At 52.2% G+C, this 24,890-nt stretch carries 28 protein-coding genes; 10 read left to right on the plus strand and 18 right to left on the minus strand.

Annotated elements, in window-relative coordinates:
- The first annotated feature begins 1 nt into the window (after window position 1).
- Window positions 2-589: a LysE family translocator gene (locus MIH19_RS08700; RefSeq protein WP_249008965.1), complete on the plus strand. Its 588-nt coding sequence runs from the start codon at window positions 2-4 to the stop codon at window positions 587-589.
- Here MIH19_RS08700 and MIH19_RS08705 read toward each other — a convergent pair.
- From MIH19_RS08705 to MIH19_RS08730, 6 genes are all read right to left on the minus strand, one after another.
- Window positions 551-1,411, minus strand: coding sequence for an AraC family transcriptional regulator (locus tag MIH19_RS08705; RefSeq protein ID WP_249008486.1), 861 nt, complete (start codon window positions 1,409-1,411; stop codon window positions 551-553). The genes MIH19_RS08700 and MIH19_RS08705 overlap by 39 nt on opposite strands.
- Window positions 1,412-1,549: 138 nt before the next feature.
- Entirely contained in the window at window positions 1,550-1,864 is a 315-nt protein-coding gene (locus MIH19_RS08710; RefSeq protein ID WP_249008487.1) for a high-potential iron-sulfur protein, read from the minus strand.
- 221 nt (window positions 1,865-2,085) lie between these two features.
- Window positions 2,086-3,159 carry a calcium/sodium antiporter gene (locus MIH19_RS08715; RefSeq protein WP_249008488.1) on the minus strand — a complete coding sequence of 358 codons (1,074 nt, stop codon included), beginning with the start codon at window positions 3,157-3,159 and terminating at the stop codon, window positions 2,086-2,088.
- A gap of 212 nt (window positions 3,160-3,371) precedes the next feature.
- Window positions 3,372-4,457, minus strand: a complete 1,086-nt coding sequence (locus MIH19_RS08720) for an ice-binding family protein (protein WP_249008489.1) — start codon at window positions 4,455-4,457, stop codon at window positions 3,372-3,374.
- Between the two features lie 404 nt (window positions 4,458-4,861).
- Window positions 4,862-5,203 carry a DUF6537 domain-containing protein gene (locus tag MIH19_RS08725; RefSeq protein WP_349292897.1) on the minus strand — a complete coding sequence of 114 codons (342 nt, stop codon included), beginning with the start codon at window positions 5,201-5,203 and terminating at the stop codon, window positions 4,862-4,864.
- Window positions 5,161-6,498 carry a hypothetical protein gene (locus MIH19_RS08730; RefSeq protein ID WP_249008491.1) on the minus strand — a complete coding sequence of 446 codons (1,338 nt, stop codon included), beginning with the start codon at window positions 6,496-6,498 and terminating at the stop codon, window positions 5,161-5,163. The genes MIH19_RS08725 and MIH19_RS08730 overlap by 43 nt, the downstream gene beginning before the upstream one ends.
- Window positions 6,499-6,937: 439 nt before the next feature.
- Between MIH19_RS08730 and MIH19_RS08735 the strand changes: the two genes are divergently transcribed.
- Both MIH19_RS08735 and MIH19_RS08740 read left to right on the plus strand, forming a co-directional pair.
- Window positions 6,938-7,393, plus strand: a complete 456-nt coding sequence (locus tag MIH19_RS08735) for a CopD family protein (RefSeq protein ID WP_249008492.1) — start codon at window positions 6,938-6,940, stop codon at window positions 7,391-7,393.
- 35 nt (window positions 7,394-7,428) lie between these two features.
- A complete protein-coding gene (locus MIH19_RS08740) occupies window positions 7,429-7,632 on the plus strand; it encodes a hypothetical protein (protein ID WP_249008493.1) in 204 nt (67 codons plus the stop codon).
- Window positions 7,633-7,656: 24 nt separating this feature from the next.
- Here the strand turns inward: MIH19_RS08740 and MIH19_RS08745 are convergent, their stop codons facing one another.
- Complete coding sequence (locus MIH19_RS08745; RefSeq protein ID WP_249008494.1) at window positions 7,657-7,989, minus strand: SMR family transporter; 333 nt, start codon at window positions 7,987-7,989, stop codon at window positions 7,657-7,659.
- Between the two features lie 238 nt (window positions 7,990-8,227).
- Between MIH19_RS08745 and MIH19_RS08750 the strand changes: the two genes are divergently transcribed.
- A complete protein-coding gene (locus MIH19_RS08750) occupies window positions 8,228-8,923 on the plus strand; it encodes a c-type cytochrome (protein WP_249008495.1) in 696 nt (231 codons plus the stop codon).
- On the plus strand, window positions 8,920-9,882 hold the full coding sequence (locus MIH19_RS08755; protein WP_249008966.1) for a c-type cytochrome: 963 nt from the start codon (window positions 8,920-8,922) through the stop codon (window positions 9,880-9,882). Before MIH19_RS08750 ends, MIH19_RS08755 begins: the two co-directional genes overlap by 4 nt.
- Window positions 9,883-9,944: 62 nt before the next feature.
- Here MIH19_RS08755 and MIH19_RS08760 read toward each other — a convergent pair whose 3' ends face one another.
- A complete protein-coding gene (locus tag MIH19_RS08760; RefSeq protein ID WP_249008496.1) occupies window positions 9,945-10,316 on the minus strand; it encodes a YajD family HNH nuclease in 372 nt (123 codons plus the stop codon).
- 217 nt (window positions 10,317-10,533) lie between these two features.
- Here MIH19_RS08760 and MIH19_RS08765 point away from each other — a divergent pair, with 217 nt between their 5' ends.
- Complete coding sequence (locus tag MIH19_RS08765) at window positions 10,534-11,097, plus strand: ferritin-like domain-containing protein (protein WP_249008497.1); 564 nt, start codon at window positions 10,534-10,536, stop codon at window positions 11,095-11,097.
- A 151-nt stretch (window positions 11,098-11,248) separates the two neighbouring features.
- Here MIH19_RS08765 and MIH19_RS08770 read toward each other — a convergent pair whose 3' ends face one another.
- Both MIH19_RS08770 and MIH19_RS08775 read right to left on the minus strand, forming a co-directional pair.
- Window positions 11,249-11,821, minus strand: a complete 573-nt coding sequence (locus MIH19_RS08770; protein ID WP_249008498.1) for a fasciclin domain-containing protein — start codon at window positions 11,819-11,821, stop codon at window positions 11,249-11,251.
- A gap of 128 nt (window positions 11,822-11,949) precedes the next feature.
- Window positions 11,950-14,130, minus strand: coding sequence for an OsmC domain/YcaO domain-containing protein (locus tag MIH19_RS08775; protein WP_249008499.1), 2,181 nt, complete (start codon window positions 14,128-14,130; stop codon window positions 11,950-11,952).
- A gap of 152 nt (window positions 14,131-14,282) precedes the next feature.
- On the opposite strand from MIH19_RS08775, the gene MIH19_RS08780 reads away from it, so the two are divergent.
- Window positions 14,283-14,912, plus strand: a complete 630-nt coding sequence (locus MIH19_RS08780; protein ID WP_249008500.1) for a DNA-3-methyladenine glycosylase I — start codon at window positions 14,283-14,285, stop codon at window positions 14,910-14,912.
- On the opposite strand, the gene MIH19_RS08785 is transcribed toward MIH19_RS08780, so the two are convergent.
- From MIH19_RS08785 to phnD, 6 genes are read right to left on the minus strand one after another with little or no spacing between them, the layout of a single operon-like run.
- Window positions 14,890-15,651, minus strand: a complete 762-nt coding sequence (locus MIH19_RS08785; RefSeq protein WP_249008501.1) for a DeoR/GlpR family DNA-binding transcription regulator — start codon at window positions 15,649-15,651, stop codon at window positions 14,890-14,892. The two genes, MIH19_RS08780 and MIH19_RS08785, sit on opposite strands and share 23 nt — an antisense overlap.
- A 36-nt stretch (window positions 15,652-15,687) precedes the next feature.
- Window positions 15,688-16,497: an HAD-IIB family hydrolase gene (locus MIH19_RS08790; protein WP_249008502.1), complete on the minus strand. Its 810-nt coding sequence runs from the start codon at window positions 16,495-16,497 to the stop codon at window positions 15,688-15,690.
- Window positions 16,498-16,514: 17 nt separating this feature from the next.
- Window positions 16,515-17,324: a phosphonate ABC transporter, permease protein PhnE gene (gene phnE / locus MIH19_RS08795; RefSeq protein ID WP_249008503.1), complete on the minus strand. Its 810-nt coding sequence runs from the start codon at window positions 17,322-17,324 to the stop codon at window positions 16,515-16,517.
- Window positions 17,318-18,136, minus strand: coding sequence for a phosphonate ABC transporter, permease protein PhnE (phnE, locus tag MIH19_RS08800; RefSeq protein WP_249008504.1), 819 nt, complete (start codon window positions 18,134-18,136; stop codon window positions 17,318-17,320). Before phnE (MIH19_RS08800) ends, phnE (MIH19_RS08795) begins: the two co-directional genes overlap by 7 nt.
- A complete protein-coding gene (gene phnC, locus MIH19_RS08805) occupies window positions 18,133-18,936 on the minus strand; it encodes a phosphonate ABC transporter ATP-binding protein (protein WP_249008505.1) in 804 nt (267 codons plus the stop codon). The genes phnE (MIH19_RS08800) and phnC overlap by 4 nt, the downstream gene beginning before the upstream one ends.
- A 53-nt stretch (window positions 18,937-18,989) precedes the next feature.
- Window positions 18,990-19,982, minus strand: coding sequence for a phosphate/phosphite/phosphonate ABC transporter substrate-binding protein (gene phnD / locus MIH19_RS08810; RefSeq protein WP_249008506.1), 993 nt, complete (start codon window positions 19,980-19,982; stop codon window positions 18,990-18,992).
- Between the two features lie 342 nt (window positions 19,983-20,324).
- On the opposite strand from phnD, the gene MIH19_RS08815 reads away from it, so the two are divergent.
- Both MIH19_RS08815 and MIH19_RS08820 read left to right on the plus strand, forming a co-directional pair.
- Window positions 20,325-21,032 carry a VWA domain-containing protein gene (locus MIH19_RS08815; protein ID WP_249008507.1) on the plus strand — a complete coding sequence of 236 codons (708 nt, stop codon included), beginning with the start codon at window positions 20,325-20,327 and terminating at the stop codon, window positions 21,030-21,032.
- A gap of 46 nt (window positions 21,033-21,078) precedes the next feature.
- A complete protein-coding gene (locus MIH19_RS08820) occupies window positions 21,079-21,819 on the plus strand; it encodes a molecular chaperone DnaJ (RefSeq protein ID WP_249008508.1) in 741 nt (246 codons plus the stop codon).
- Here MIH19_RS08820 and MIH19_RS08825 read toward each other — a convergent pair.
- Window positions 21,816-22,901: an alpha/beta hydrolase gene (locus tag MIH19_RS08825; RefSeq protein ID WP_249008509.1), complete on the minus strand. Its 1,086-nt coding sequence runs from the start codon at window positions 22,899-22,901 to the stop codon at window positions 21,816-21,818. The two genes, MIH19_RS08820 and MIH19_RS08825, sit on opposite strands and share 4 nt — an antisense overlap.
- A 326-nt stretch (window positions 22,902-23,227) precedes the next feature.
- Here MIH19_RS08825 and corA point away from each other — a divergent pair, with 326 nt between their 5' ends.
- Window positions 23,228-24,247 carry a magnesium/cobalt transporter CorA gene (gene corA, locus MIH19_RS08830; protein ID WP_249018621.1) on the plus strand — a complete coding sequence of 340 codons (1,020 nt, stop codon included), beginning with the start codon at window positions 23,228-23,230 and terminating at the stop codon, window positions 24,245-24,247.
- Here corA and phnN read toward each other — a convergent pair.
- Complete coding sequence (phnN, locus tag MIH19_RS08835; protein ID WP_249008511.1) at window positions 24,197-24,877, minus strand: ribose 1,5-bisphosphokinase; 681 nt, start codon at window positions 24,875-24,877, stop codon at window positions 24,197-24,199. The two genes, corA and phnN, sit on opposite strands and share 51 nt — an antisense overlap.
- Window positions 24,878-24,890 lie beyond the last annotated feature (13 nt).

The raw sequence follows: 24,890 nt of genomic DNA on the forward strand, positions 1-24,890 counted from the left end.
CATGTCTTTGATTCTGCCCATGTGCGCGTTTGCCTTAGCGGCATCTATTTCACCCGGGCCTGTAAATCTTGTGTGCCTGAGCAGTGGTACCCGCTACCCGATTGCCACCGGCTTAACGTTTGTTACCGGTGCAACGCTGAGTTTTATCGTGCTCTTCATTGCGGTAGGGCTGGGACTTTATTCACTGCTGACGATAGTGCCGGGGCTGCAAAGTATGTTGCGCTGGGCAGGCATCGCATTTTTGCTTTATCTGAGTATCAAGTTAGCCCTGGACAGCGGTCAATTGCCAGACGCTGGCAGCAAAAAGGCACCGGGCTTCATGACAGGCGCCTTGATGCAGTGGTTGAACCCCAAAGCCTGGCTTGCCTCGGCTTCTGGTATCGGGGCGTTCACTAACGCAAACGATCTGAGCCAGGTCTTGCTGTTTGCTGCTCTTTACCTGCCAATCTGCTGGTTGTCACTGGCTTGCTGGGTTTACGCCGGCGCATTCATGCGCCGATATGTTCAAAAACCCGTCATCCTGATGACCATCAACCGCACACTGGCGTTATTACTTGCTGCCAGCTGCGTGTACCTTGTCGTTGGCTGAACCGAGACGGTACTGGTTTGGAGTTGCGGCCACTCGTAGCTTGAACGCACGCTGAAAGTGAGGCTGATCGGCAAAGCCTACATTCAGGGCTGCCTCGGCAATGGGCGTACCTTGTTTTAGCTCACTCTGGCCGAGTTGCACGCGTCGGTTCACTAGGTACGCATGGGGAGTAAAACCGAATGCCTGTTTAAAGGAGCGGATCAAATGGCCCTCGCTTAAACTTGAAAGGGTGCATAGGGTCTCCAGCGAAATATCTTCCGTCGCATGCTGATCTATATAGCGTGCCAGTTGTGTTAGAACCACTGCGGTAGCCGGCTGCTGATTGATTGGCTGAGTTGCTAGCTCGTGCATGAGACCTGATAGAAATGTCTCTAATTCTTTCTGCTTGTCTGTCACCGCAGACTGGGTATCCAACAGGCAATCTGAGAGATGGCAGTAACGATCGAACCAGCGGGTATCGGATAGCACAGCCGTGTGTAGATCCTGCCAGGCTGGGGTAGGGAGTAAACCCGCTTGGAATCGCAAATTTGTTAACCACTGGGTATCAACATACATCATTAAATATGACCAGGGACGGTTATCTATTGGATTGCACGCGTGCGCCCACTCCGGGTTCATCGTCACCAGGTCTCCGGCATTGACAGGAAAATGGTTGTCGCGATAGCGAAACGTACTTGCTCCGCTGGTAATCGCACCTAATGACCAATGTGGATGGCTGTGGAGGGCATAGCAGGCCTGGCGCCCGTCCGCGACCTTACGAAGTTCTACGTGAGGCATGCGTTCGTCGCGCCAGAAAATCGGGGAAAATGAAGAAGCGATCATTGCTTGTCATCCTGAGAAATGCTCAAGTAACTTACTTCACGTTCACGCTTTTTAAAAGAAAACCGGTGCCGATTTATTTTCTTGGGAAAACAATCAGTCACCGGTTTTTTTAAAACTTCATCATTCAAACGTTGGCAATTAGGCCTTCGCGACCCAAGTCTGACACCAGCCGTTGGTCTCTACGCTATTTTGCGGGAACAATGTACAGCCGTTGTTGGCTTCTTGGAAGAAATTGCAATTTGCGCAGTGTTCACCCGCCGCATAAGCCGGGTGGCCGGCGGCTTCTTCGGCCACTTTAACGTAATTCAACCCTTTGGCTTGGGGGGTTGTTGGGTCGAGCGGTGGAAGGCTCTGGGCGAAAGCGCGCTGGGATAATATGCCCATACCAAGAGGTAGAGCAGCCATACCGAGCAAACTGTGGCGCATAAACTTGCGACGACTCTGATCAGCCATGATAGTTCCTTATATGTGTTTAAATTAGGAATATTAACCAGTTATTAATCTTCACGATGTCTTATACGTTTCACAGTGAGAATAGATCGAATTGAAAAAACATTCAAATCTTCACTTCATGCAGATCAACTCGTTTCTTAAATAAGAAAGAGGTTGATAATTAAACAGATTGTTAAATGGGATGCATTCTCAATATGTTTCAATAATAATTATCATTACCTTTATTTGCTCCGCCTGCGTATTTCTAGCAATGAGCTAATAGTCAACGTAATGATGGTAAGTGGTATTACTAAATAAAGTACCACTGCACCAAATCCGGGTAGAGCGTCATGTTGAGTTGTTGCCAGAACGAGGTAGAGTGTGTAAACCACGTAATACCCCAAGAAAAGGCTGCCTTCTGGCCGGCTGATTCCGCCACCTGTGAAGAATATGGGCAAACAGGCAAACGCAACGGCTATCATTACGGGAAGATCAAAGCTAATAACGGCGGGTGGAACCTCAATTCCAGACGGCGCAACAATGCTGGCAACACCCAGAACACCCATCAAGTTAAAAATATTGCTACCGATAACATTGCCGACGGCGATGTCCCGTTGACCGCGAATAGCCGCAATGAGAGAGGTAACCACCTCGGGTAAGGATGTTCCAGCCGCAACAATTGTAAGGCCGATAATAAGTTCGCTGACGCCCATATATTGAGCAAATGAGACTGCGCCATCAACCAGCCAGCGTGAGCCGACAACCAATAAAGTCAAACCTCCGAGGATAAGGAGACTATTTTTTAGCGTGTCACTACTTGTGCGCTTCGGACCTTTGGATTCATTAATGCCCTCTTTATCACGTTCGAGACTTTCTTTGCGACTCAGGTAAATCAACACCCCAATATAGCCGCCGAGACCGGTTACCAGCATTATGCCGTCTGCGCGACTGACGCTGCCATCCAGCGAAAGAAGCAAAACAATAACCGAGAGTGCGATCATGACGGGCACATCAAGTCGCAGGAGTTGTTTCGACACAACAAGTGGCACAATTAACGCCGAAAGCCCGAGTATAAAAAGAACGTTGAAGATATTGCTGCCGATGACGTTGCCGACAGCAACACCCGATTGGCCCGATAGAGCCGCTTTAACACTGACCGCAAGTTCTGGCGAACTGGTGCCGAATGCGACAACGGTCAACCCGATAATTAATGGCGATATACCGAAGCCCAGTGCGAAACGGGATGCACCCCTGACTAAAGCTTCGGCACCTAAAACCAAGAAAACCAACCCAGCACTGAAGAGAACAAAGGCCATACGTTTCTCGCAAGTTTGCTTAATGACCGCACAAAGCGCATTAACATTAAGCTGGCATGAGTGTACGCTCGGTACGCCAGAAAAATTGCATAGATTTATTTTTCTTTTAAAGCCGGTGTAGCGAGAAATAATACTTGCTTAACGACTCATTAATTCAGGATATTAAAGATAATAACACTCGGCGGTCTTCAGCTCCAAGTGCAACACTTGGTTCAATGAACGCGGGCTTTCTTTCGTCTAGCGATGCCAAATAAAGCTAAACCTAAACCCAACAATAAGGCTGTTGAAGGTTCGGGTAGGCGGGCTAAATTATTGTAAGCGGTAGCTGCGCCGTTTTTGCAACCGTCCGCTCCCAATGTGGCATTTGCGCCTAAAGTGACATAATTTGTCGCTGAAAAAGCGCCGCCACAATAGTCACCTACGCCTAACATTACAGCACTGTCCCCGGCGGAAATGTAGCCTTTCGATAGAACAAGGCCTCTGAATTTCGCACCAGCGCCTAGTGTTGTGTAACCTTCGCCGGCCCCGACCGTTTTGTCGCCTAAGATATTCCAGATAATGCTGCTCTCATCAGTTACGTTCAAAAGCTCTATATTTGCGAGCGCACCAAAGGTCATGTAGTTCGAGATGTTGAAAACCCAAGAGGAATCTACACCTTCGCCATCAAGGGTGATGGTTGTGCCGGCAGCAACCGTTAGATAATCTGCGACACTGTAGAGACCAGCTCCGAGCAGTTCGTCATTTGTCCCGAAACCGACGGCTAGTTGCGTCCCTTGTCCGAGATCTTTGAGCGTTTGTTGGGCAGACTCAATATTTTCCGTCTGAATGATTACTTTGGGAGCGCTATACCCAGGTTCCATCGTAAGGTCTTGCTTCGTGATTACTACGGTAGCGGTAAGATCTATTCTTGTATCCGTTCCGCTCTCAACATTGCCCGCGACAACGGCCGAATTGCCGAAGCTTGCGTACGTTCCTGTTTTAATGTCGCCGCTGAGCCCGGCACCTGCGCCAGCGCTTGTGTATGTGCCACTTTTAATATTGCCTTTGACCGCTCCCGAGGCGCCGATAGATGCGAAGGTTCCAGCCTCAATATTACCGCCAGCAATTGAACCCGCACCTGTTGATATCGCGCCGGGGCTCTGCATATTGCCACCGGCGGTTGCCAATGCACCTACTGTTACGTAAACATTGGCATAAATCGACTGGTTATTTAGCTCCGCATTTAACAAGGGCATCGCTTGTGCGCTAGACGCCGCAGCGATGATCGAAATAAAGAGTAGTGATTTAGTGTGTTTCATAGAGGTCCTTTTTCATAATATCCATTGAAAAATAACACTGCAAGTGAGCCAAAAACCTAGAAGCAATGATTAATGCTTTTTTGAAACTCGTAGAATTTTCACCTATTTGGTTCTGATTTTGATTAATGCATTTATCATGCCATTATATTTAATATCACTATAAATCATAATTGTACATTATATATCAGATTTACCGCCAATGAATTTGTAAAATAAGCTGACGTTATTTTGGTGGATCTGATTACTGTGCGTCGTTATAGCTACTCCACCAAAAGTTCTACCTGCGCCCTATTTTGAGTAATCGCAGAAGAGCAGATACCTCTTGATATTAGGTGTGTTCGTTGTGGGGCACTAAGAAGATGTAGATAGGCTATTAATGCTACTTGAGCATAATAAAAAGCGCCTCAAACTAGATCTGTCTCTTTGCTGTCAGCCTGCCTGGTTCGAATCAATGTTGCGTGGCCCGTATCCAAAGCTTCGGTCAGCCGCCTCTGTTTCTCCTGAATCGCGTGTGCGGCCTGCTCACGAACCGGGCCATAGCCCCGGACTTCACTCGGCAGCTCCGCTAACTGCAAAAAAGTGTCGTAGTTGCTGGCATTCAACTCCTTGACTGCGCGGCGTGCCATTTGCTCGTAGTCTTGCAGTTGGGCGCGATCCATCTTCCGGTCGGCAGAATAGCTGAACGGGTCAAGGGCGGTGCCGCTCAGCACCCGAAACTTCGCCAACAGCCCGAATGCCCGGAACATCCAGGGGTCGAACTGACGTCCTCTGCCCGGGCCTCGCCGGTGTTCAGCAGGTCGGTAATAGCCTTCAAATCTGTCGCGGCTACGCGGCCCCAGCCAAAGGCTTCCTTATTGCGGTCAATCGCGACGCCATTCAGCTCAATGGCTTTTATCAACGAGGCCTGTGACAGAGGCAAAAGCCCTCTCTGCCAGGCAAAGCCCAGCATCATCACGTTGGAAAACACGGTGTCTCCCATCAGCTTTTCAGCAATGCCATTGGCATTCAGTCGCACCGAGGTACCCAGGCCTTCAAGATGGGCTGCCATAGTGATGAGCTGGCCCACGGTTACAACGCCTGTGCCGCCCACACCACCCACCAACAGATCGTAGGAACCGGTCAGCGCAGGCAAAACCGGCTCGGGAATAGTAGTAAGTTTGCCCGTAAGCACAGAGTCCGCGTCTGTACCGCGAGATTTGCGCAGCTGGCCACCCTCGATGGTTGCAAAGCTTGGGCAAAAGCCATTCACGCAGGAGAAATCTTTGTTACAAGAGGGCTGATCAATTTTGCGTTTTCGGCCCAGCTCATCCTGTTTACCAGTGATCAGAACGTCGCCGGGGTGATCCGGTTCCGACATGGCTTCTTTGATCTGGCTTTCGATAATGCCGCGCTTTTCCTCGGCAACAAGCACTTCTTCCTTGTCGTGAACAAACTTGAGAATACCGCTACGTTCAAGTGGCCAAACCAAGCCCACTTTGTAGATATCGAGCCCTATGTCCTTGGCATGAGTTTCATCAATGCCGAGCAGATCAAGCGCTTCCGGCAGATCCAGATGTCTTTTTCCGGTGGTGACTATTCCAAACCGGGCGTTTGGCTCGTTAAACAGGCAGCGGTCGATAGGATTCGCTCGGGCAAAAGCTTGCACAGCCGCCAGTTTATGTTCAATACGGGTTTGCAACTGAGGCCCCGGAAGGTCCGGCCAGCGATAATGAAGACCGGTCTCCGGCGGCGTGAAATCATCCGGCGTTACAAAATCTGGCAGTGGCGGCAGCTCCACCGAAGCAGCACTTTCCACCGTTTCGGGCACCGTTTTGAATCCAACCCAGCAGCCGCTGTAACGCGACAAGGCATAGCCCCAAAGGCCAAACTCCAAATACTCGGCAATGTTGGCTGGATTAAGAGTGGGCATGAAAAAGCTGATGAACACGCCATTCACCAGGCGGTCATCGTCGGTCTCCACCTGTTGGGTACCCAATATAATGGTGGCCGCAAGATCCTCGTTGATTGCGGGCACAAAATCTATACAGTTTGCGTCAAGCAACGTTTTAGCCTGCAACAGTGCAACGTCTACTGCGGCTAGAGGTGAACCACGATAGCCACTTACCAAACCGGCCTTTTTAGCCCAAGTTTGCGGTCCAGCCCTGCCTGGGTCAGAAGTATGCGCACCAAGGCCGGGGTTTCGGTCAGAAATACTCGCCCGGACTCTCACAGGTAGTGGTCTTCAAGTTGGCAATTGTGAGCTTCGGGCCGCCGGTTTTGGTGCGCTTGCCTTGAGTGGGGCGATGTTGAGAATTGTCAGCAGGCATGCGAACCTCTCCTTCTGTTCACTTTATGATCAAAAGTATAGAAGAGAATTCAGCAGATGAGTTGGTAAATAGACGTCTGTTACGTGCTTAAAACTGAGGAATATGGGGGTGCCGGTCGTGTTTGTCGGGCCGTTCGTGTAAATTCAGGTACGAATTACATCAAAGGAAAATGTTATGGGTCTGGCTATTGCGTTGCATGCGTTATCCGCCGTTATTTGGGTTGGCGGTATGTTTTTTGCCTACATGGCGATGCGCCCGGCCGTGGGTGAGGTGATTGAAGCGGGACAGCGTGGTGAACTTTGGTGTCAAACGCTTACGCGGTTTTTCCGTTGGGTTTGGTTGGCGATCGTGCTCTTGCTGATCACCGGGTACTGGATGATTTTCAAGGGATTTGGTGGCATGGCAGGAGCAGGGTGGCACATACATGCCATGCAGACGCTAGGCCTGATCATGATGTTGTTGTTTTTTCACCTCTACTTCGCCCCGTTCCGCCGTTTGAAACTGGCCGTTGCCGCCAGCGACTCGCAAGAAGGCGGGCGTCAGGTCGGCAAAATTCGCCGGCTCGTTGGCATTAATCTGATTATTGGCCTGGTGGTGGTGGCTATCGGTTCTGCCGGGCGCTACCTGTAAACAGAGGCAAAAAAACTGGGAACAGTGACATTGTAATGGATACCACAGAACTGATTTTGGGGCTGATTTTCAGCTCCATTGGCGTTGGCTATTTCATTTACGGCCGCAAGCAATCGAATATCGTAACGCGATATTGTGGTATCGCTTTGGTTCTATACCCTTATCTGGTGACGGACACGCTTGCGTTGGTGGCGGTGGGTGTCGGGTTGATGCTGGTTCCAAGATTCGTTGAAATTTGATCGAGGCTAACGTATTTGTAAAATTTAATGCGCAGTTGCGTTGGAAAACACGTTAATAACAACAACGCCAGCCACAATCAGCCCCATGCCGAACACGCTCGCCATGTCTAATTTCTGACCAAGCGCCAACCAGCCGATCATTGATATCAGAACAATTCCTGAGCCAGACCAGATGGCATAAGCTATGCCCACAGGAATCGTTTTCAGGGTCAGTGACAGAAAATAGAATGCAACGCCGTATCCGATAACCACCATCAAGCTTGGGAGCACTTTGGTAAAGCCTTCGCTCGGCTTCAGGCTTGAAGTTGCGATCACTTCCGCAATAATAGCGACGCCCAGAAACAGCCAGTTTTTCATCTAAACACTCTTGTCAAAAACAATGAATTGGAAGACCCCTTGCCGGAGGCTGAAAAAAAGAATTCTTATCTCAATTATCAGCGTTCGCTCAAAATAGCGGCCTTTGCGTTTTACGTTATACTTATATTACTCGGGCGGCATTTTGTTCCACTAAATTTGAATCTATCACGGTTTGTTTATCCCTGAGTTCAAGTAACAGCGCCTTATGGTGCACCCCCAATAATCTCGGAGTATACCAATGACGAAAACGATGAGAGGGGCTTCATTTTTGCTCGCAACCTTCGGTTTCGGTGCGCTGAATGTAAGTGTTGTGATTGCAGCGGGTGACCTGGATCGAGGTAAAATCATTGCCACTCAGGGCAATGGTGCTGGCGCTTTGGCGTGTGTGGCTTGTCATGGCCCGGATGGGAAAGGTAATGACGCAGCCGGCTTTCCGAGTATCGCCGGGCTTAATGCCGAATATTTGGGCAAGCAATTGCACGATTACGCTGGCGGACTGCGAAAAAACGCCATCATGCAGCCCTTTGCAAAGGCACTGACAGAAGACGACATCCAAAGTGTGACAGTCTATTACCAGAGTCTCAAGCCAATGGTTTTTTCCATTACCCAGCAAGCGCCTGCTGAAGATAATCAAGGCGAATGGCTGGCCATGCGGGGTGACTGGAACAACGACATACCAGCGTGTAACCAATGCCACGGCCCCAACGGTATGGGGGTCGGGAGTTCGTTTCCGGCCCTTTTAGGCCAGCATGCCGGTTATCTGAAAACGCAATTGAATGCCTGGCGCAGTGGCAGTCGTGATAATGATCCCAATCACCTGATGAGGGGTATTGCGCAGCGCCTGAGCGAACAACAGATCAGTGCTGTCACCGAATATTATGCAACTCTGCCTGAGCCACTGGCTGCGCAGTCCAAGCAAGAGGAGAGCCGCTGATGAGCCTTTGGAAATCGTCCCTGCTCGTAGTTGGTAGTGCTTTTTTTGTCTTTGCCGCACCTGCATTCATTCAGGCCGCAGAGCCAAAAGTGGATTACCAGAAACCATTACCCGCGGCACCCTCCGGTGAGGCGACGTTTCAGCCACCGCAAGAGCGGGATATTCCAGACTCTCCCTACGGCGACATGGTTCGTTATGGACGTGATCTATTTGTAAACACCCAGCAGTTGCGTGGCAAGTATGTGTTCAATGGCCAAAACTGCGTTAACTGCCACCTGGATGCCGGGCGACATGCCAGCGCTGCGCCGATGTGGGCGGCATTCGGTATGTACCCTGCCTATCGCAGCAAGAACGACAAAGTGAATACTCTGACAGAGCGACTTCAAGGCTGCATCACCTATTCCATGAACGGCGTGGCGCCCGCGCAAGGTGACCCCACTCTCGTCGCCATGGAAACCTATTTTCATTGGTTATCAACCGGCGCGCCTATTAACCAGGCTCTGCCAGGCCGTGGTTACCTCAAGCTTGAAACGCCAGAAGGTGGCCATGACCGAGAACGTGGCGCTGCGGTTTATATCGAGCAGTGCGCCATATGCCATGGTGAAAACGGGGAAGGGCAAAAGGTAGCAGGGCAGGTTGTTTTTCCACCTTTGTGGGGCGATGGCGCCTATAACTGGGGCGCGGGCATGCACCGGGTGAATACGGCAGCCGGCTTTATAAAAGCCAACATGCCACTGGGCAAGCCCAACTCCCTGAGCGATCAGGAGGCTTGGGATGTGGCAGCGTTTGTTAACAGTCACGAACGCCCTCAAGACCCACGTCGCCGGCAGCAGAGCTCACTGGATGTAACCGCAAGCACCTTTCATAACCACGATGGCTTTTACGGAAAGTCCGTAAACGGCAAACGCCTGGGTGATCACGACAACTACGGTGAAAACCCTGGGGTTGCCAGCCAGTAAAGACAAAACGCCGTCAACCACAACAGTTGACGGCGTTTTGTCTTAGGTTTGAGCTGCGGCTATTAGCTTTTCTTATCAAGCGCTTCTTTCAGGCCAGCAAACGGATTGTGCGTAGCCGCCTCCCGTCTTTTTTCACCGCCGCCACCGTAGCGCACGAAATCCTCAAATTTACTGTGTTCGTTGTCGTGGCAGTAAACGCACAATAATTCCCAGTTACTGCCATCGGCGGGATTGTTGTCGTGGTCATGGTCGCGATGATGCACCGTCAGTTCTCGCAAATTGACGCGGGTAAACTCTCGGGTGCAGCGCCCGCATATCCACGGGTACATTTTTAGGGATTTTTCGCGATAGCCGCCTTCGCGCTTCGCGATGTACTCACGCTGCTCAGCCAGAATCTTGTCAAGTTTGCTTGTGTCGCCGACGTTCTGGCTCATGGGTGTTTCCTCGGTGCGGTAGGCTTGCTTTCGTGTTTGAGGGTCAGGATACCTTACAGAAAGGTTAGGCGGCATAATGGCTTCACCGTTTGAACTCATCTCAACCTTTAGCTACCGTATTATACAGGCGCAAATTGATGCATGGCCGGGAGCGTACGGTAAATCCTACGTATTGTTTTCAAATGTCTCAATTTGTTTGGATAAAATACAGAGGAGTATGGCCGTGGCTAATCAACCATTTCTCACCGATATCAAAATCATTCGCGAACGCGCTCGCATGCACATTGAACAAGGCGCCGTTACCGAAGGCTACATGGCAGATCGTGAAAACGTCATCAACCTGCTCAACGCGGCCCTGGCTACTGAAATTGTTTGCGTACTGCGCTATAAACGCCACTACTACATGGCAGACGGCTTGAGCGCGAGCATCGCCAAGGCAGAGTTTCTGGAACACGCTCAACAAGAGCAGCAACACGCGGATTGGTTGGCTGAACGTATCGTACAGCTAGGTGGAGCGCCGAACTTTTCGCCTGAAGGCTTGCTAAGCCGCTCGCACGCAGAATACGTCGAGGGCGAAACTCTACGGGAAATGATAAAAGAAGATTTGATCGCCGAACGTATTGCTATCGACAGTTACCGCGAAATTGCGAGTTATCTGGGGGAGAAAGATCCCACGTCCCGACGTATTATTGAAGACATCCTGGCTCAGGAAGAAGAGCACGCGGATGATATGGCGGGTTTGCTCAAAGGGTTGGATCAAATGCAGGGCAGCGGCGGTTAAAGTGCCGTTTTTGGTGTATTAACAACATCAAACGAATTGCTACGGCTACGGCTATGGCTATGGCTGTTGCGTTGCAGGTTTTATCCAGCTTTATCTTTGAACATAAAAAAACGGCCCCGCGGGGCCGCTTAGAAAGCTTCATAGCAGAGTATTACATTCCCGGCATGAGCACTGTATCGATTACGTGCACAACACCGTTGGACTGTACAACGTCGGCCTGAATAACCGTCGCCACATTGCCCTGGCTATCTTCGACCATCAGCTTGCCGCCTTTGGTGGTAAGCTTAAGTTTTCCACCCTGAACCGTTGGGGCGGGGTGCATTCCACCATCGTCTTCTACCATTTTCATGGCTGCCATTGAGCTCGCATTAGCTGGCACCACGTGATAGGTCAGTATCGATTGAAGCTTTTCCTTGTTCTCAGGCTTCAACAGCTCTTCAACAGTGCCTTTAGGCAGTTTTTCAAAAGCAGCGTTTGTTGGCGCAAATACGGTAAACGGACCTTTGCCGGAAAGTGTTTCGGCCAATCCCGCAGCTTTGACAGCGGCAACAAGCGTCGTTAGGTTTGCAGCATTTGATGCGTTCTCAACAACGGTCTTGTCGGGATACATTTCAGCGCCACCAACCATGGGGTTGCCGGCAGCAGCGGCATAACCCGCCAGCCCGGTGCCTGCGACAAAGATCATGGACGCCATCAACGTTTTCAGATTGCCTATGTTTTTCATTATTTATTCCTCAGCGTTTACAGTTTGAATACACATAGGTAAAACGCGTCGACGTCTTGTTTAGATGCAGCTGCTTAAAAATAAAATTGATGCACTGACATTGGTTCCGTGACGCACTCGAGTGTCATTCAAATTCTGGCCCCTCGTGCTGCATGCAGCTTCTTATAGCTTTCAATCAGCCGTAGATGTTTGTCCAGGCCTTCCAGCTGCATATTGGTTGGGGTAAGGCCGTAAAAGCGCACGTGGCCATTCACCGAACCCACTACCGCGTCCATCGTCTGTTCACCGTACATGCGCCTGAGGTTAAACAGGTAATCACTCAGCTCAAGTTCGTCATCGATAACAATTTCCAGTACCGCGCTCACCGCCCGATAAAACAACCCGCGTTCCACGGTATTGTCATTGAACTGGATAAACGTTTCTACCCGCTCAAGGGCATCTTCGTACTGTTCCAGAGCCAGGTTAATCAGCAGCTTTAACTCCAGAATAGTGAGCTGACCCCAGACTGTGTTTTCGTCGAATTCAATACCGATCAAGGTAATGATGTCCGTGTAATCGTCGATCTGGCTTTCTTCCAGGCGCTCCACCAGAGCATTCAGTTGGTCGTCATTTAAAGAGTGGAGGTTGAGAATATCTTCGCGATAATCCAGGGCCCGATTGGTGTTGTCCCAGATCAGATCTTCTATTTGGTAAACCTCGGAATAGTCAGGCACCAGCATGCGGCAGACCGGGGCGCCCAAGTCGTCATAAACCGCTGTATACACTTCTTTGCCCAAGTCTTTGAGGATGTTGAATAGGGTGGCGACTTCTTCTTCGTTAGTGCCTGAAAAATCCCACTCGCGAAACTCGAAATCCGCTTTGGCACTGAAGAAACGCCAGGAGAGCACACCGCTGGAATCAATAAAGTGCTCTACGTAGTTGTTGGGTTCGGTGATCGCAAGGCTGTTAAACGTGGGGGGCAGAAAATCGTTCAAGCCTTCAAAACTGCGGCCTTGCATCAACTCAGTCAGGCTGCGTTCCAGTGCTACTTCCAGAGAAGGGTGCGCACCGAAGGAGGCAAAAACGCCAGAGGTTTTCGGATTCATCAGAGTGACACAAGCCACCGGGAACTGGCCGCCAAGAGAGGCATCTTTGACCAACACCGGATAACCCTGTGCTTCCAACGCCCGAATGCCTTCCAGAATATTGGGATATTTTTCCAATACGTGTAGGGGCACATCCGGCAGTGCAAGTTCTTCCTGAATGATCCGTTTTTTAACCGCCCGCTCAAAAATCTCTGACAGGCACTGAACTTGCGCCTCAAACAGGGTGTTACCCGCACTCATGCCGTTGCTTAGGAACAGGTTCTCAATCAGATTGCTGGGGAAGTACACCGTTTCGCCGTCTGAATGGCGCGCAAAGGGCAGCGCGCAGATTCCGCGCTCTGCATTGCCGGAGTTGGTGTCAATCAGGTTAGAACCGCACAGTTCATCATCCTGGTTGTAGATGGCCAGGCAGTGCTCATCCAGAATGCCCTGTGGTAGTTCGTCATTGGGCCCTGGCTTGAACCAGCGTTCATTGGGGTAATGAACAAACTCGCTGTTGGCGATTTCTTCGCCAAAAAACTGATCGTTATAGAAGAAGTTGCAGTTCAGGCGCTCAATAAATTCGCCCAGGGCCGAGCACAGGGCGCTTTCTTTTGTTGAGCCTTTGCCATTGGTAAAGCACATGGGTGAGGCCGCGTCGCGAATGTGCAGTGACCAAACGTGAGGCACAATATTGCGCCAGGATGCGATTTCAATTTTCATGCCCAGGTCCGCCAGAATGGCGGTCATGTTGGCGATGGTCTGCTCCACCGGCAGGTCTTTACCCAAAACATAGGTGCTGGTGTCGCCTTCTGGCTTCGCCATCAGCAGGGCCTGGGCGTCTTCATCCAGGCTGTCTACGATTTCAATCTGGAATTCAGGGCCGGTTTGCACCACCTTTTTGACCGTGCAGCGGTCGATAGAGCGCACAATGCCCTGACGGTCTTTGTCAGAAATGTTTTCTGGCAGCTCAACCTGAATTTTGAAAATCTGGTTATAGCGGTTCTCGGGATCCACAATGTTGTTTTGCGACAGGCGGATATTGTCGGTTGGAATGTTCCGCGCTATGCAGTAAACCCGCACAAAATAGGCCGCACACAACGCCGATGACGCCAAAAAATAGTCAAAAGGGCCGGGCGCTGAACCATCGCCTTTATAACGAATGGGTTGATCGGCAATCACCGAGAAGTCGTCAAATTTGGCTTCAATGCGGAGGTTGTCGAGAAAATTGACGTTAATTTCCATTACGAGGGTACCGATTTGTAGAATTTGGCGCTTTATGGCCTTAGATTGCGGCTATTATCCAGTTTTTGACGCCGAACGTCTTTCAATTCGGTGAAAGTTAGCCATAGCTAACAGAGAATGGTAGGACACAAGATAATGGGATGGACTAAAAAATGGAGAATGACCGTATTAGCGCGACGATAGAAGGGCCAGACGGAAAACAACGTTGTCTCTGGTGCGGCACCGTACCGGAACTGCGTGTTTATCACGACACCGAATGGGGCTTTCCTGTGGGTGATGATTTTCGCTTGTTTGAGAAGCTGAGCCTTGAAGGCTTTCAGTCTGGATTGAGTTGGCGCACCATTTTGGCGAAGCGCGAGAATTTCCGTGCGGCCTTTCATCAATTTGATTTCAATAAAATTGCATGCTTCGACGAGTGCAGTGTCGAACGCTTAATGATGGATGAGGGCATTATTCGGCATCGCGGCAAGATTGAGGCGGTGATCAACAATGCGCGATTGGCTAAACAGATCGTTGAACAGGCGGGCTCCTTGGCGGCTTTTGTATGGCGTTTTGAGCCCGACGCAAAGCCGCCCGCGGATCTACAAACAGTATCGACTTCTGCGGAATCCATCGCCTTGTCGAAGGCACTTAAGAAACTGGGTTGGCAGTTCATCGGGCCAACCACGGCTTACGCCTTCATGCAGTCAATGGGGTTGATCAACGACCACGCCGCGGATTGCGTCATTCGGGCCGGCGTAGAGCAAGCGCGTAAACGTCTTACCCATTGCCACATTCGATGATGCTTACCGAGTCCGGGAGGCCTTCCCGCTGCTGATTGGGCATAACGTCGGTGTATAAGCGATCAACATACTTGAACGAGGCGACTTTACAGTACGAGCTTAGCGTCCATTTGCTGTAATCGGCCACCAGCAGGCGGCCCCGGGTATTGCTTATAATGGCCCGGCTGACTTCGGCCTCACGGATATCATGATCCATCAAACCGTGCTGAAGATCCATGCTGCCAGTACTGATGATGCCAAAGTCGGTAACGAACGAGCTGAAAAAATGGGTGACTTCCGGCCCGACCACGTCTTGGTCTTTATGCCGGTACTGCCCGCCAGACACGATAACGTCGATATTGGGATTCACTGAAAGCGCTGCGGCCACGCGGAGGTTGTTGGTCAAAATCTTGAGCGACCGGTGATGGATCAGCGCTTGTGCCACCCGCTCAATGGTACTACCCACCCCAAGGCTGACGGTGGCCCCTTCCGGAATATCCGCTGCGACACGCTCGGCCATGCGCTGCTTGGCCCGTAAATTACGTACCTGTAGTTCGTCAATGAGATGAGTGGCAGCGCTGGGGGGTAAACTGACGCCCCCGTAACGACGGCGCAACAAGCCTTGCTCGCAAAGCTTGTTGATGTCGCGACGAATGGTCTGAGTAGTAACGCCAAAGCGCTGTGCAATGTCTTCAACTTCGACATGCTCCTGCTCGTGCACCCATTCTATTATGCTGTGCTGCCGCTCTTTGGCGCCCATCAGTTTACAGTCACGGTCAGTTGACTCATGTTGTTGCTATGTGCGGCGGGTGTCGGCCTGGCTCAGCCCAGACTCGGTGCGTTGCTGCAGCCAGGCATCCGCCATTTCAGCAAAGCCCAGCCCGGAAGGCTGGCTGGCGATCGCTGCAGGTTGGTATGTCATCACCGGCAGGTGCCTGCGAATGTTTGCCACACCAATACTCAGCGGAAAGTTGCGGAACATACATTCGTCATTGGGCGCATCTCCAATAAACACAGAGCGTTGCCGCAATGCCTGCGAATCCAGGCCCAGTAAATCACGGCCTACCCGCATGGCCATGGTGGATTTATCGAAGTCACCCTGCCAGATGTTGATGTGAATCGAGCTCTCCCGAACGTTGAATCCCTGAGCTTTTAGGGCATCGTGAATCTGATCCACCTGTTGAGAATTTAATGACTCTTGCTGGTTATAATCCACCGCCACATCCACCGTGCGAAAAGCCTGGTCGCCGGCCAGTTTGGGTTCAAAGTCCAGCTTCAATGCAGCAACAGCCGCCAAAATGCGAGCCTGGTCTTCACGGTGGGACAATTCGTTATCCCAGTAGTGCCAACGAACGGTCATGGGTGCGGTGCGTTCTGCGTAAAAGGCACCGCCTTCACCAATCACGGCCTTTACGGGCCAGGTTCGAATGATTTGATCACACCAGCCGGCGCAGCCTCCGGTGACCGGAATCACTTTGATACCCGCAGCCGCCAGCTTACAAATCGCAAGGTAGGTTTCGGGCAGCAGCTGGCCTGCGGTAGTCAGCGTATCGTCCACATCGGTGAACAGAATATCCGCGTTACCAAACTCAAAATTTTTCAACATATTGTCTGCTTTCTCGTTCAAATTACTTTTTTGCGCAGGACACTGGTGATTGCCTCGCCCAGAATAACCAGAACGATGATGGCTAACAGGATTGTCGCAACGGTTTGCCAGGCGAACAGGTCAATCGACCCCTGCAGCAACACCCCGATACCACCGGCGCCCACCAGGCCTAAAACGGTAGACTCACGAATATTGATGTCCCAGCGCAAAATGATGATGGCAAAAAATGCCGGCATTACCTGGGGAACAATCGCGTAGAGCACCACCTTCATCTTACTGGCGCCCGTTGCCTGCATGGCCTCTACCGGGTTGCGGTCGATCTCTTCAATGGCTTCACCCATCAGCTTGCCAATAAACCCGATGGACCGGAACATAACCGCCAAAATACCGGCCAGCACGCCCGGGCCAAAAATGGCCACGAACAGCAGCGCCCATATAATGGTGTTCACTGAACGGCTGGATACCAGAATAAACCGGCCAAGCCACAGCGTTGCCTTGTTCGGCGTTGTATTCTGCGCCGCAATATAAGACACCGGTAAGGCGATGAATATCGTCAGCATGGTCGACAGCGTGGCAATGTGAACGGTTTCCAGCATGGCGCTTAAGATTGCGTCCCACCGGCTGAACTCTGGTGGCCACATGCGTGAACCCAAGCTTTGAATCTGATTGGGGGCGTCCCATACCCAAGGCCAAAAAATGTCGATGTCTTTTATCGTCCAGACAACGGCCACTAAAGTTGCCAGATAGATCGCGTAGCGGATCAACTGCTCTTTCCGGTCATAGCGTGACCAGACGTGGTCTTTCAGTTTTGCAGCGTGATCTACCATACTTTTTTCCTCACCCATCCGCTGAAACCTTCACTGATCAAAATGATCCCGATAATCATCAGCAGAATGGCAAATGCGAAATCGTAATCGTAACGTCCGAAGGCGTTCATCAGCGTGCCACCAATACCGCCTGCCCCTACAATACCGACCACCGCCGAAGCGCGAAGGTTGCTGTCCAGCTGGTACATAGACAGCCCTATCTGGCGCGGCATAATCTGTGGAAAAACCCCAAAGACCAGTATTTTGAAATACCCGGCGCCTACCGAGCGCATGGCTTCAACCTGACCCCAGTCGATCTCTTCGATTTCCTCAGCCAATAACTTGGCGACAAAGCCGATGGAATACAGGGTTAGGGTGAGAATGCCCGCCAGCGGGCCAAAACCGACCGCGGCTACAAAAAGAATCGCTACGATAACCGGGTGAAAGCTGCGGGATATAACAATCAACGCGCGCCCTAACAAATAGACAGGCAAGGGCGCCACATTTTTAGCGGCCATCACCGCGATGGGCAGCGACAGGCCAACACCCATCAGGGTTGCCAGAAAGGCAATCTGGAAACTTTCCTTGAACCCGGTCCATAACAGACCGCCGCGCTCGAAACTGGGCGGAAAAGCGCCACCGAAGATTTTAGCGGCACGGGGCAAGCCTTCTGAAACCCGCTCCCAATTGAACGGCAAGGTTGAGAAGGCCCAGTACAAGTAGGTCAGGGCTATGACGATCAAGCCATAGCGAACCCAGGGGTTTGCTATGAACGGTGGCTTTTTCCAGACCCTGCCTGACTGGGCGTCGGCCCCGGTTCTGAGGCGTGTCATGCCGAAGCCTCCTGATCCTGCGATGCCTGCTTCGCCGAATCGTCACCGTCTTCTTCCGGTGATTCGATACCGCCGTATATGGCGTCTAGCGCATCCTGATTGAAATCTTTGGGTTCACCGTCAAAAATCATTTGGCCATGGCGCATGCCCACAATGCGGTCGGTATACATTCGCGCCTGGGTTACGTTGTGAATATTGATCAACACCGGCAGTGACATTTCACTCGCCAGGCTTTGCAACAGGCTCATGATCTGCTGCGACGTTTTTGGGTCCAGCGACGCTGTTGGCTCATCGGCCAGCAAAATCTGCGGCTCTTGCATCAGCGCACGTACCACCGCAACACGCTGCCGCTCGCCACCCGATAGCTGGTCTGCGCGTTTGTCGGCGTATTGGGCAATGCCCACACGCTCCATCAAGCTGAAGGCACGGTCGATGTCAGTTTGCGGAAAGCGGCGGGTTAAAGCCTGGAAAAAAGACACGTAACCCAAGCGCCCGGACAGCACGTTCTCCATCACGGTCAAACGATCAATCAGGTTAAAACCCTGGAAAACCATACCAATGCGCCGGCGGGAATGACGCAATGCACTTCCGCGAAGATTGACCAACTCGTGGCCGTTCAGCTTGATCGAACCCGATGTTGGTTCGACCAACCGGTTGATGCAGCGCAACAGGGTACTTTTCCCGGCGCCTGAAGCGCCAACAATGGAAACAACACTGCTGCCATCGACCGTCAGATCAAGACCTTTGAGCACGGGATCGTTCTGCCCGTATCGCTTGACGAGGTTGGTAATCTCTAACATGTGATTAACTCCGGATAGAGCCTCTGGCGGGTTAGCCGGAGGCTCCGGTTTTCTTATTGAAGATTATCGGGGGTGTACTGAACGCCATTGGACGCCTGAATGGTGCGAATGACGCGCCAGTTGTCCTTGTAGTTGATCGGAATGAAGGTTTCAACGCCTTCAAACTCGTCACCCAGCTCGGTGCCGGCAAATTTAAAGGTATAAAAAGCTTCGCGAATTTTTTCGACCAGATCAGGGTGTAGGTTGTGCGCATAGTTATAAGACGTCGTCGGGAAACGATCTGATTCCCAAACCAGGCGCACGTCTTCTACGTCATACAATCCACGCGCGGCCATGCGCTCTACCACTTCTGAGGCGACTGGAGCGGCATCGTAGTCGCGAGCGACCACACCAAGCATGGATTGATCGTGGCTGCCCGAAAACGAAATCTCGTAGTCTTCACCCGGTACTATCCCCATTTCTGGAAACAGCGCTCTGGGTGCCTGGTTGCCCGAGTTGGAGGTTGGCGACGTATGCGCAACCCGCTTGCCTTTAAGGTCTGCCATTTCATAAATGTCAGAATCGCTGTGGGTGAAAACCTGCAAGGTATAGCCAAACTGGCCCGTGTCTGACCCCATCAGCGCAAAGGGAACGGCACCGGCAAGATTAACGGCGAAAGGCGTCGGGCCAGTGGAGAAGCCTGCGATGTGCAGGCGCCCACTGCGCATGGCTTCCACCTGGGCAGAGTTGGATTGCACGGCGAAGAAGCGAACATCTTTACCGGTCACTTTCGCCAGGTGGTCAATGAAAGGCTGCCAGATATCCGAATAAATGGCCGGATCTTCAACGGGTGTGTAGGCAAAAATCAAGGTGTCGGGATTAACCCACTCTGACTCATCCGTCGGCAAGTCGGCTACCATGTCGCCGTCTGCATCGCAGTACATGGCATCGAGTGCGCCGCGTTCACAGTCCGCAAGAGCCGGGCTGCTGAAAGCAAACAGTAAAGCCGAGGCTGCCAAGGTGACAGACGGCAAAGCGCCGGAAAACAATTTTTTCTGCATATTCATTGAGATTCTCCACTGGAAACGGTCCCTGCATAAGAGTCTCATGCGTTGAATTGAACATCCTGAGAGGACCCGTTCCGCCAGGTTATTGTTATAAGATGTTCAATTGAACACTCATAGTAGCAGCAAAGCACCATTAGGCAAGGTACCTATGCCTGCAACGACAGTCTGCAATGAGCGTGTTCGGCGGAGAAGCTCCCGCGGAGCGTGTTCAATTGAGTGTTGAGGTGCCTTTTTGGGCGCGTAAGCATTGGCCAATGTGGTCTGCCAGGCCTGTGAATTGCGTATTCTTTACCTTAAGCTTGAACTAATACATTGGCAGAACAAGGCGGTTTGCAAAAGCGTATGTCTGACAAAGAGCTCCGTACAAAATCCGATAAGCAGTCGATTGACCAGTTTATCCATCAGGTCCGTAAGTTGCCTCAGCAAGGTGGAGGGCAGGGCGGCGAGCAGGGCCGGCTGATTTTCGCCCTGGATGCCACCGCCAGCAGAGAGGCTACCTGGGACCAGGCTTGCCACTTGCAGAGCGAGCTTTTTCTGGCGACCCGGGATTTGGGTGGCCTGGCCATTCAGCTTTGTTATTACCGCGGTTACGGGGAATTCAAGGCCACCGGGTTTGTTAACCAGACCAGCCAGCTGCTTAACCTGATGAACGGCGTTTCCTGTCTGGGCGGCCGTACCCAGATTCACAGGGTTTTAGCGCACGCCAGAGCAGAAACCCGGTCAAAGGCCGTCAAAGCCGTGGTGTTTATTGGCGATTGTTGTGAGGAGCCGGTAGACGAGCTCTGCCACATCGCCGGCGAGCTGGGCATGTTGCGCACCCCGGTGTTTATGTTCCTTGAAGGTGGCGACGCACACGCCAAGGCGTTTTTTCAGCAAGTGGCCAAACTGTCGGGTGGCGCCTATGCACCCTTTAACAGCAACAGCCCGCAAATGCTGAAGGATCTTATGGCCGCTGTTGCGGTCTATGCTTCCGGGGGAGCCAAAGCGCTGCAGGACTACTCTAGCCGCAGCTCACCAGAAGTGAAGCGCCTGACTCAACAAATCCGTTAGGGCTTGTTTCATTTAATCGGTGGGCCAATCGGCCCGAGGTATCCGAGTGCTATTCGTGCTTTTGATTGCTGTGATGACCGTTGTTGCCTGGGTCTGGTTGCGTAACCAGCCGCCCGGCCAGCAAAAACCGGCCATTATCAAGCTGGTGGTGATTGCCGGTGTCGTGATGGTGGTTCTGATGGTCATCACCGGTCGCCTGCCCATCTTGTTCGCAGCGTTGGCTTTCCTGTTTCCGCTATTACGGCGGGTTCTTCCTTCGCTATTGATGGGTCGTCTGTCGGGTTTGGGCGGCGGCCAAGCAAAGGCAAAACCGGGCAACCAGTCCCATGTTTCCAGCGATATCCTCAAAATGACTCTGGACCACGACTCCGGAGATATGATCGGTGAAATAGTGAAAGGCCCCATGGCCGGGCGGGCACTGGCGGACTTGGCCGAGAGTGAATTCATCGGGCTATTGCAGTATTGTCGGGAACAAGACGAGGATTCTGCCCGGCTTTTGGAAACCTATTTAGACCGCCGCTTCGGCGATTCCTGGCGTACTGACGATCCGACTGGCGATGACAGGGCCCAAAACGGCGAGCAGAACGGTGAGCGCAAAAGCTCGAACAGTAGCGGCACTCTGACCGACAGCGAAGCTCTGGATATTCTGGGGCTTCAGGAGGGCGCCAGCCGCGACGAAATTATTCAGGCCCACCGCAGAATGATGCAGAAAATGCACCCGGACCGCGGCGGCAGTAATTACCTGGCTGCCCGTGTTAATGAAGCCAAAGAGCGGTTGCTGAGCTAAGGTGCCGCTGAAGCTGCTTCCACCCGCGCTAAAAATCCGCTTATGTCGTCAAACGCCTCTTCCGCCTCTGGTAACAGTGGCGTAAACATGTGCCAAACATGAACCATGTCGGGCCAGGTTTTCATTTCCACCGGCGAGCCGGCCTTTTGCGCCTTTGATACATACCGTTGGGCGTTTTCGTGCAGCAACTCCGATTCGCTGACGTGAATCAGTGTTGGCGGCAGATTGTGGAGTTTTCCCCGCAGGGGTGATGCCATTGGGCTGGTGGGCAATATGCGAATGCCAAAAACGGTTCCCCACCACAGCAGCGGTGAGGGTATGCGCGCCAGCTTTTCAACGGCTGGCCCCAGCATTGCGTCGGTTTTCAGGTTGGCTCTCTTGCTTAGTGACGTAAGCATGAGCTCGGTGGAAGGTGAGAGGGCAATCGCGGCATTCGGTGATGGCAGATTCTGGTCTCGTATCCAGGCAATCAGGCCCAGGGTGTGACTGCCGCCGGCGGAATCCCCGGCGATCACTACAAAATCGGGCGCAGCCTTTCCGTCCGGGCCGTTATCGAGTATCCAGCGGTAAGCCTGCTGGCAGTCGACAATGCCTTCAAGATAGCGGTTTTCTGGCATTAACCGGTAATCAACGGCGAATACGCAGGCGTGGGCCAACCTAGACAAACGATCAGTGATTGCGCGATGACTTTTGGGGCTGCCTGCAATCCAGGAGCCGCCGTGAATGTAGAGAATCCGGCGGTTGGGGTCTGATCCGGGTGCAATCACCCACTCCCCATTGGGCTCGCCCTCTTTAGCCGGGCGGATATCTGAGACGAGTTCCAGCCCGTCGTTCATACTATCCATGTAGCGCCGCAGGGCCTCTATCCGAGCCCGGCCGCGCAGGCCTTCAGACGCAGCGTGCATTCCCTTTACCTTTTCAAGCACTTGCTGCCGGGCATCGCTTTGCGGCTGGTGGGTGATCGTTCCGCTATCAGTCCCGGCATCGTGTTTTTTGCGCAGAATAAACACCACTGCAGTCACCAGTGCGACCATCACCAGGCCAAGCCACATCATTACAAACCAGGCGATTCCGAAAATCATCTTTAAACCCCTGCGTAGTTTTAAGACAGCTCGTTTGTGAGCCGCCATGTTAGTTTACTCATGGTTCTTACACTGATCTGTCTAGCTATGATCGCTCTAGCCTCGAACATGCTAGTTTTATCACTCTAGCATGGCGCGAATCAGCGTCTATAATTCTGGTCACAGAGTTTGAAAGCCCATGAAATGCATCACTAAAAAATGGGCAGGGTGGGGCATTTCGAGAAAATACGTTGACCCATTAAACCGTCAAACATCGCCCGAGCGAATGATTTATGGCCTACTTTAACAAACACTACCACAGCCCAGGTACAGCACCCGGAACCCTGGTGACCATTCAAAAACCGGTAGCGCCGGTTACCATAAATCTGATTGATTACACGGAGTCCTCGGTTGAGGAGCACCGACTTGCTCTGGCACGTGATTGCCAGCCATTTCTGGCTCGGGAGAGCAAAACCTGGATTCAAGTAAACGGGCATATTGATCCAGACACCCTTCGAGATTTTGGTGAGCTGTTTGATCTTCACGACCTGGCGCTGGAGGACATCATCAACAGCGGTCAACGCCCCAAAATCGAACTGTATGACGACCAGGTTTTTATCATCGCGACACTGCCTGTTTACGATGGCCAGAATTTGGAGCTGGTTCAGGTTAGCCTGTTTGTTGGAAAGAACTATCTGATCTGCTTTTGCCCTCTGGCGAATGACCCTTTTGAGCCGGTGCGCAAGCGAATGCGGCAACCCAACAACCGCCGCTTCGCAAACCGCGGGATTGATTATTTACTTTATGCGCTGATGGATTTTGTTATTGATGCCGGTTTTCCGGTATTGGAACAATTCGGCGGCGAACTTGAAGCACTTGAGGAGGAGTTGCTGGAGCGCCCGAGTCAGAAAACGCTGGCGTCATTGCATGAGTTAAAACGCGAGCTGCTGACCCTGCGCCGGGTGCTCTGGCCCCAGCGGGAACTGATCACAACGCTCATGCGGGGTGAAGACGAGCTGATTCTGGCAGACACCCTGGTGTATTTCCGGGACTGTTACGACCACAGCATTCAGATTATCGAATTATTGGAAAGCTTTCGCGATATGGCTGCCAGTATGCTGGATATCTACCTGTCCAGTATTAGCCAGCGCACCAACGAGACGATGCGGGTGTTGACGATCATTGCAACCATCTTCATTCCATTGACGTTTGTGGTGGGTGTTTACGGCATGAATTTTGACCATCCGGGCAGCCCCTGGTCGATGCCGGAACTGGGCTGGTATTACGGTTACCCGATGGTCTGGGGCACCATGGTTCTAATCGTTCTGGCGTTGCTGTGGTTCTTCAAACGCCGACACTGGATATAGCCCTTCACGTAGCCCTTCACGTAGCCCGCTTCGGTGGCCGTTATGTTGTTCTGCGATGGCAGCCAACAGGCTGGATACGGCGTCTTCCACGTTGCCATTGTTCTCGATGACAAGGCAGTCTGAAGGGAGTTGCTGTTCCAGCTCTCGGGCACGGCGAATCCGCGCGTCGATCTGTTCGGCGCATTCCCGGCCGCGCAGCATCAGGCGCTGTTGCAGCCGGTCCGGGTCGACACGGATCAGTACCGGAATAAGCGTGTCGCCATAGCGCGACCGAGCCTCTTCGAGATAGCCGCGGGATCCATTCACAAGTACCTGGCCACCGCGAGCAAGCCACTGGTCGATCTCGCGGCCGATCCCGTAGCGGAAACCATTGGCTGACCAGTGCATGGCAAAGGCATCTATGGCTACCCGCTGCTTGAACTCGGTGTCTGAAAGCCAGATATGGCGCTCGGTGCCGCCATCCGGCTTCCGGGTTATATAGCGGTGGGCTACGAGTGGCCTCAAATCATCGTTAGAGCCTGCCCGGCAGCCTCGCAGTAGTGTGTCCTTGCCCGCTCCTGACGCCCCCATAATGTAAAACAGGCGTCCCAGCCCGGCCGTGAGGGGCTGTTTACTGTTTGATTCTGGCACCTTTAGCTCCTCA

Origin of the sequence: Marinobacter sp. M1C (assembly GCF_023314135.1) — a bacterium.
Lineage (GTDB): Bacteria > Pseudomonadota > Gammaproteobacteria > Pseudomonadales > Oleiphilaceae > Marinobacter.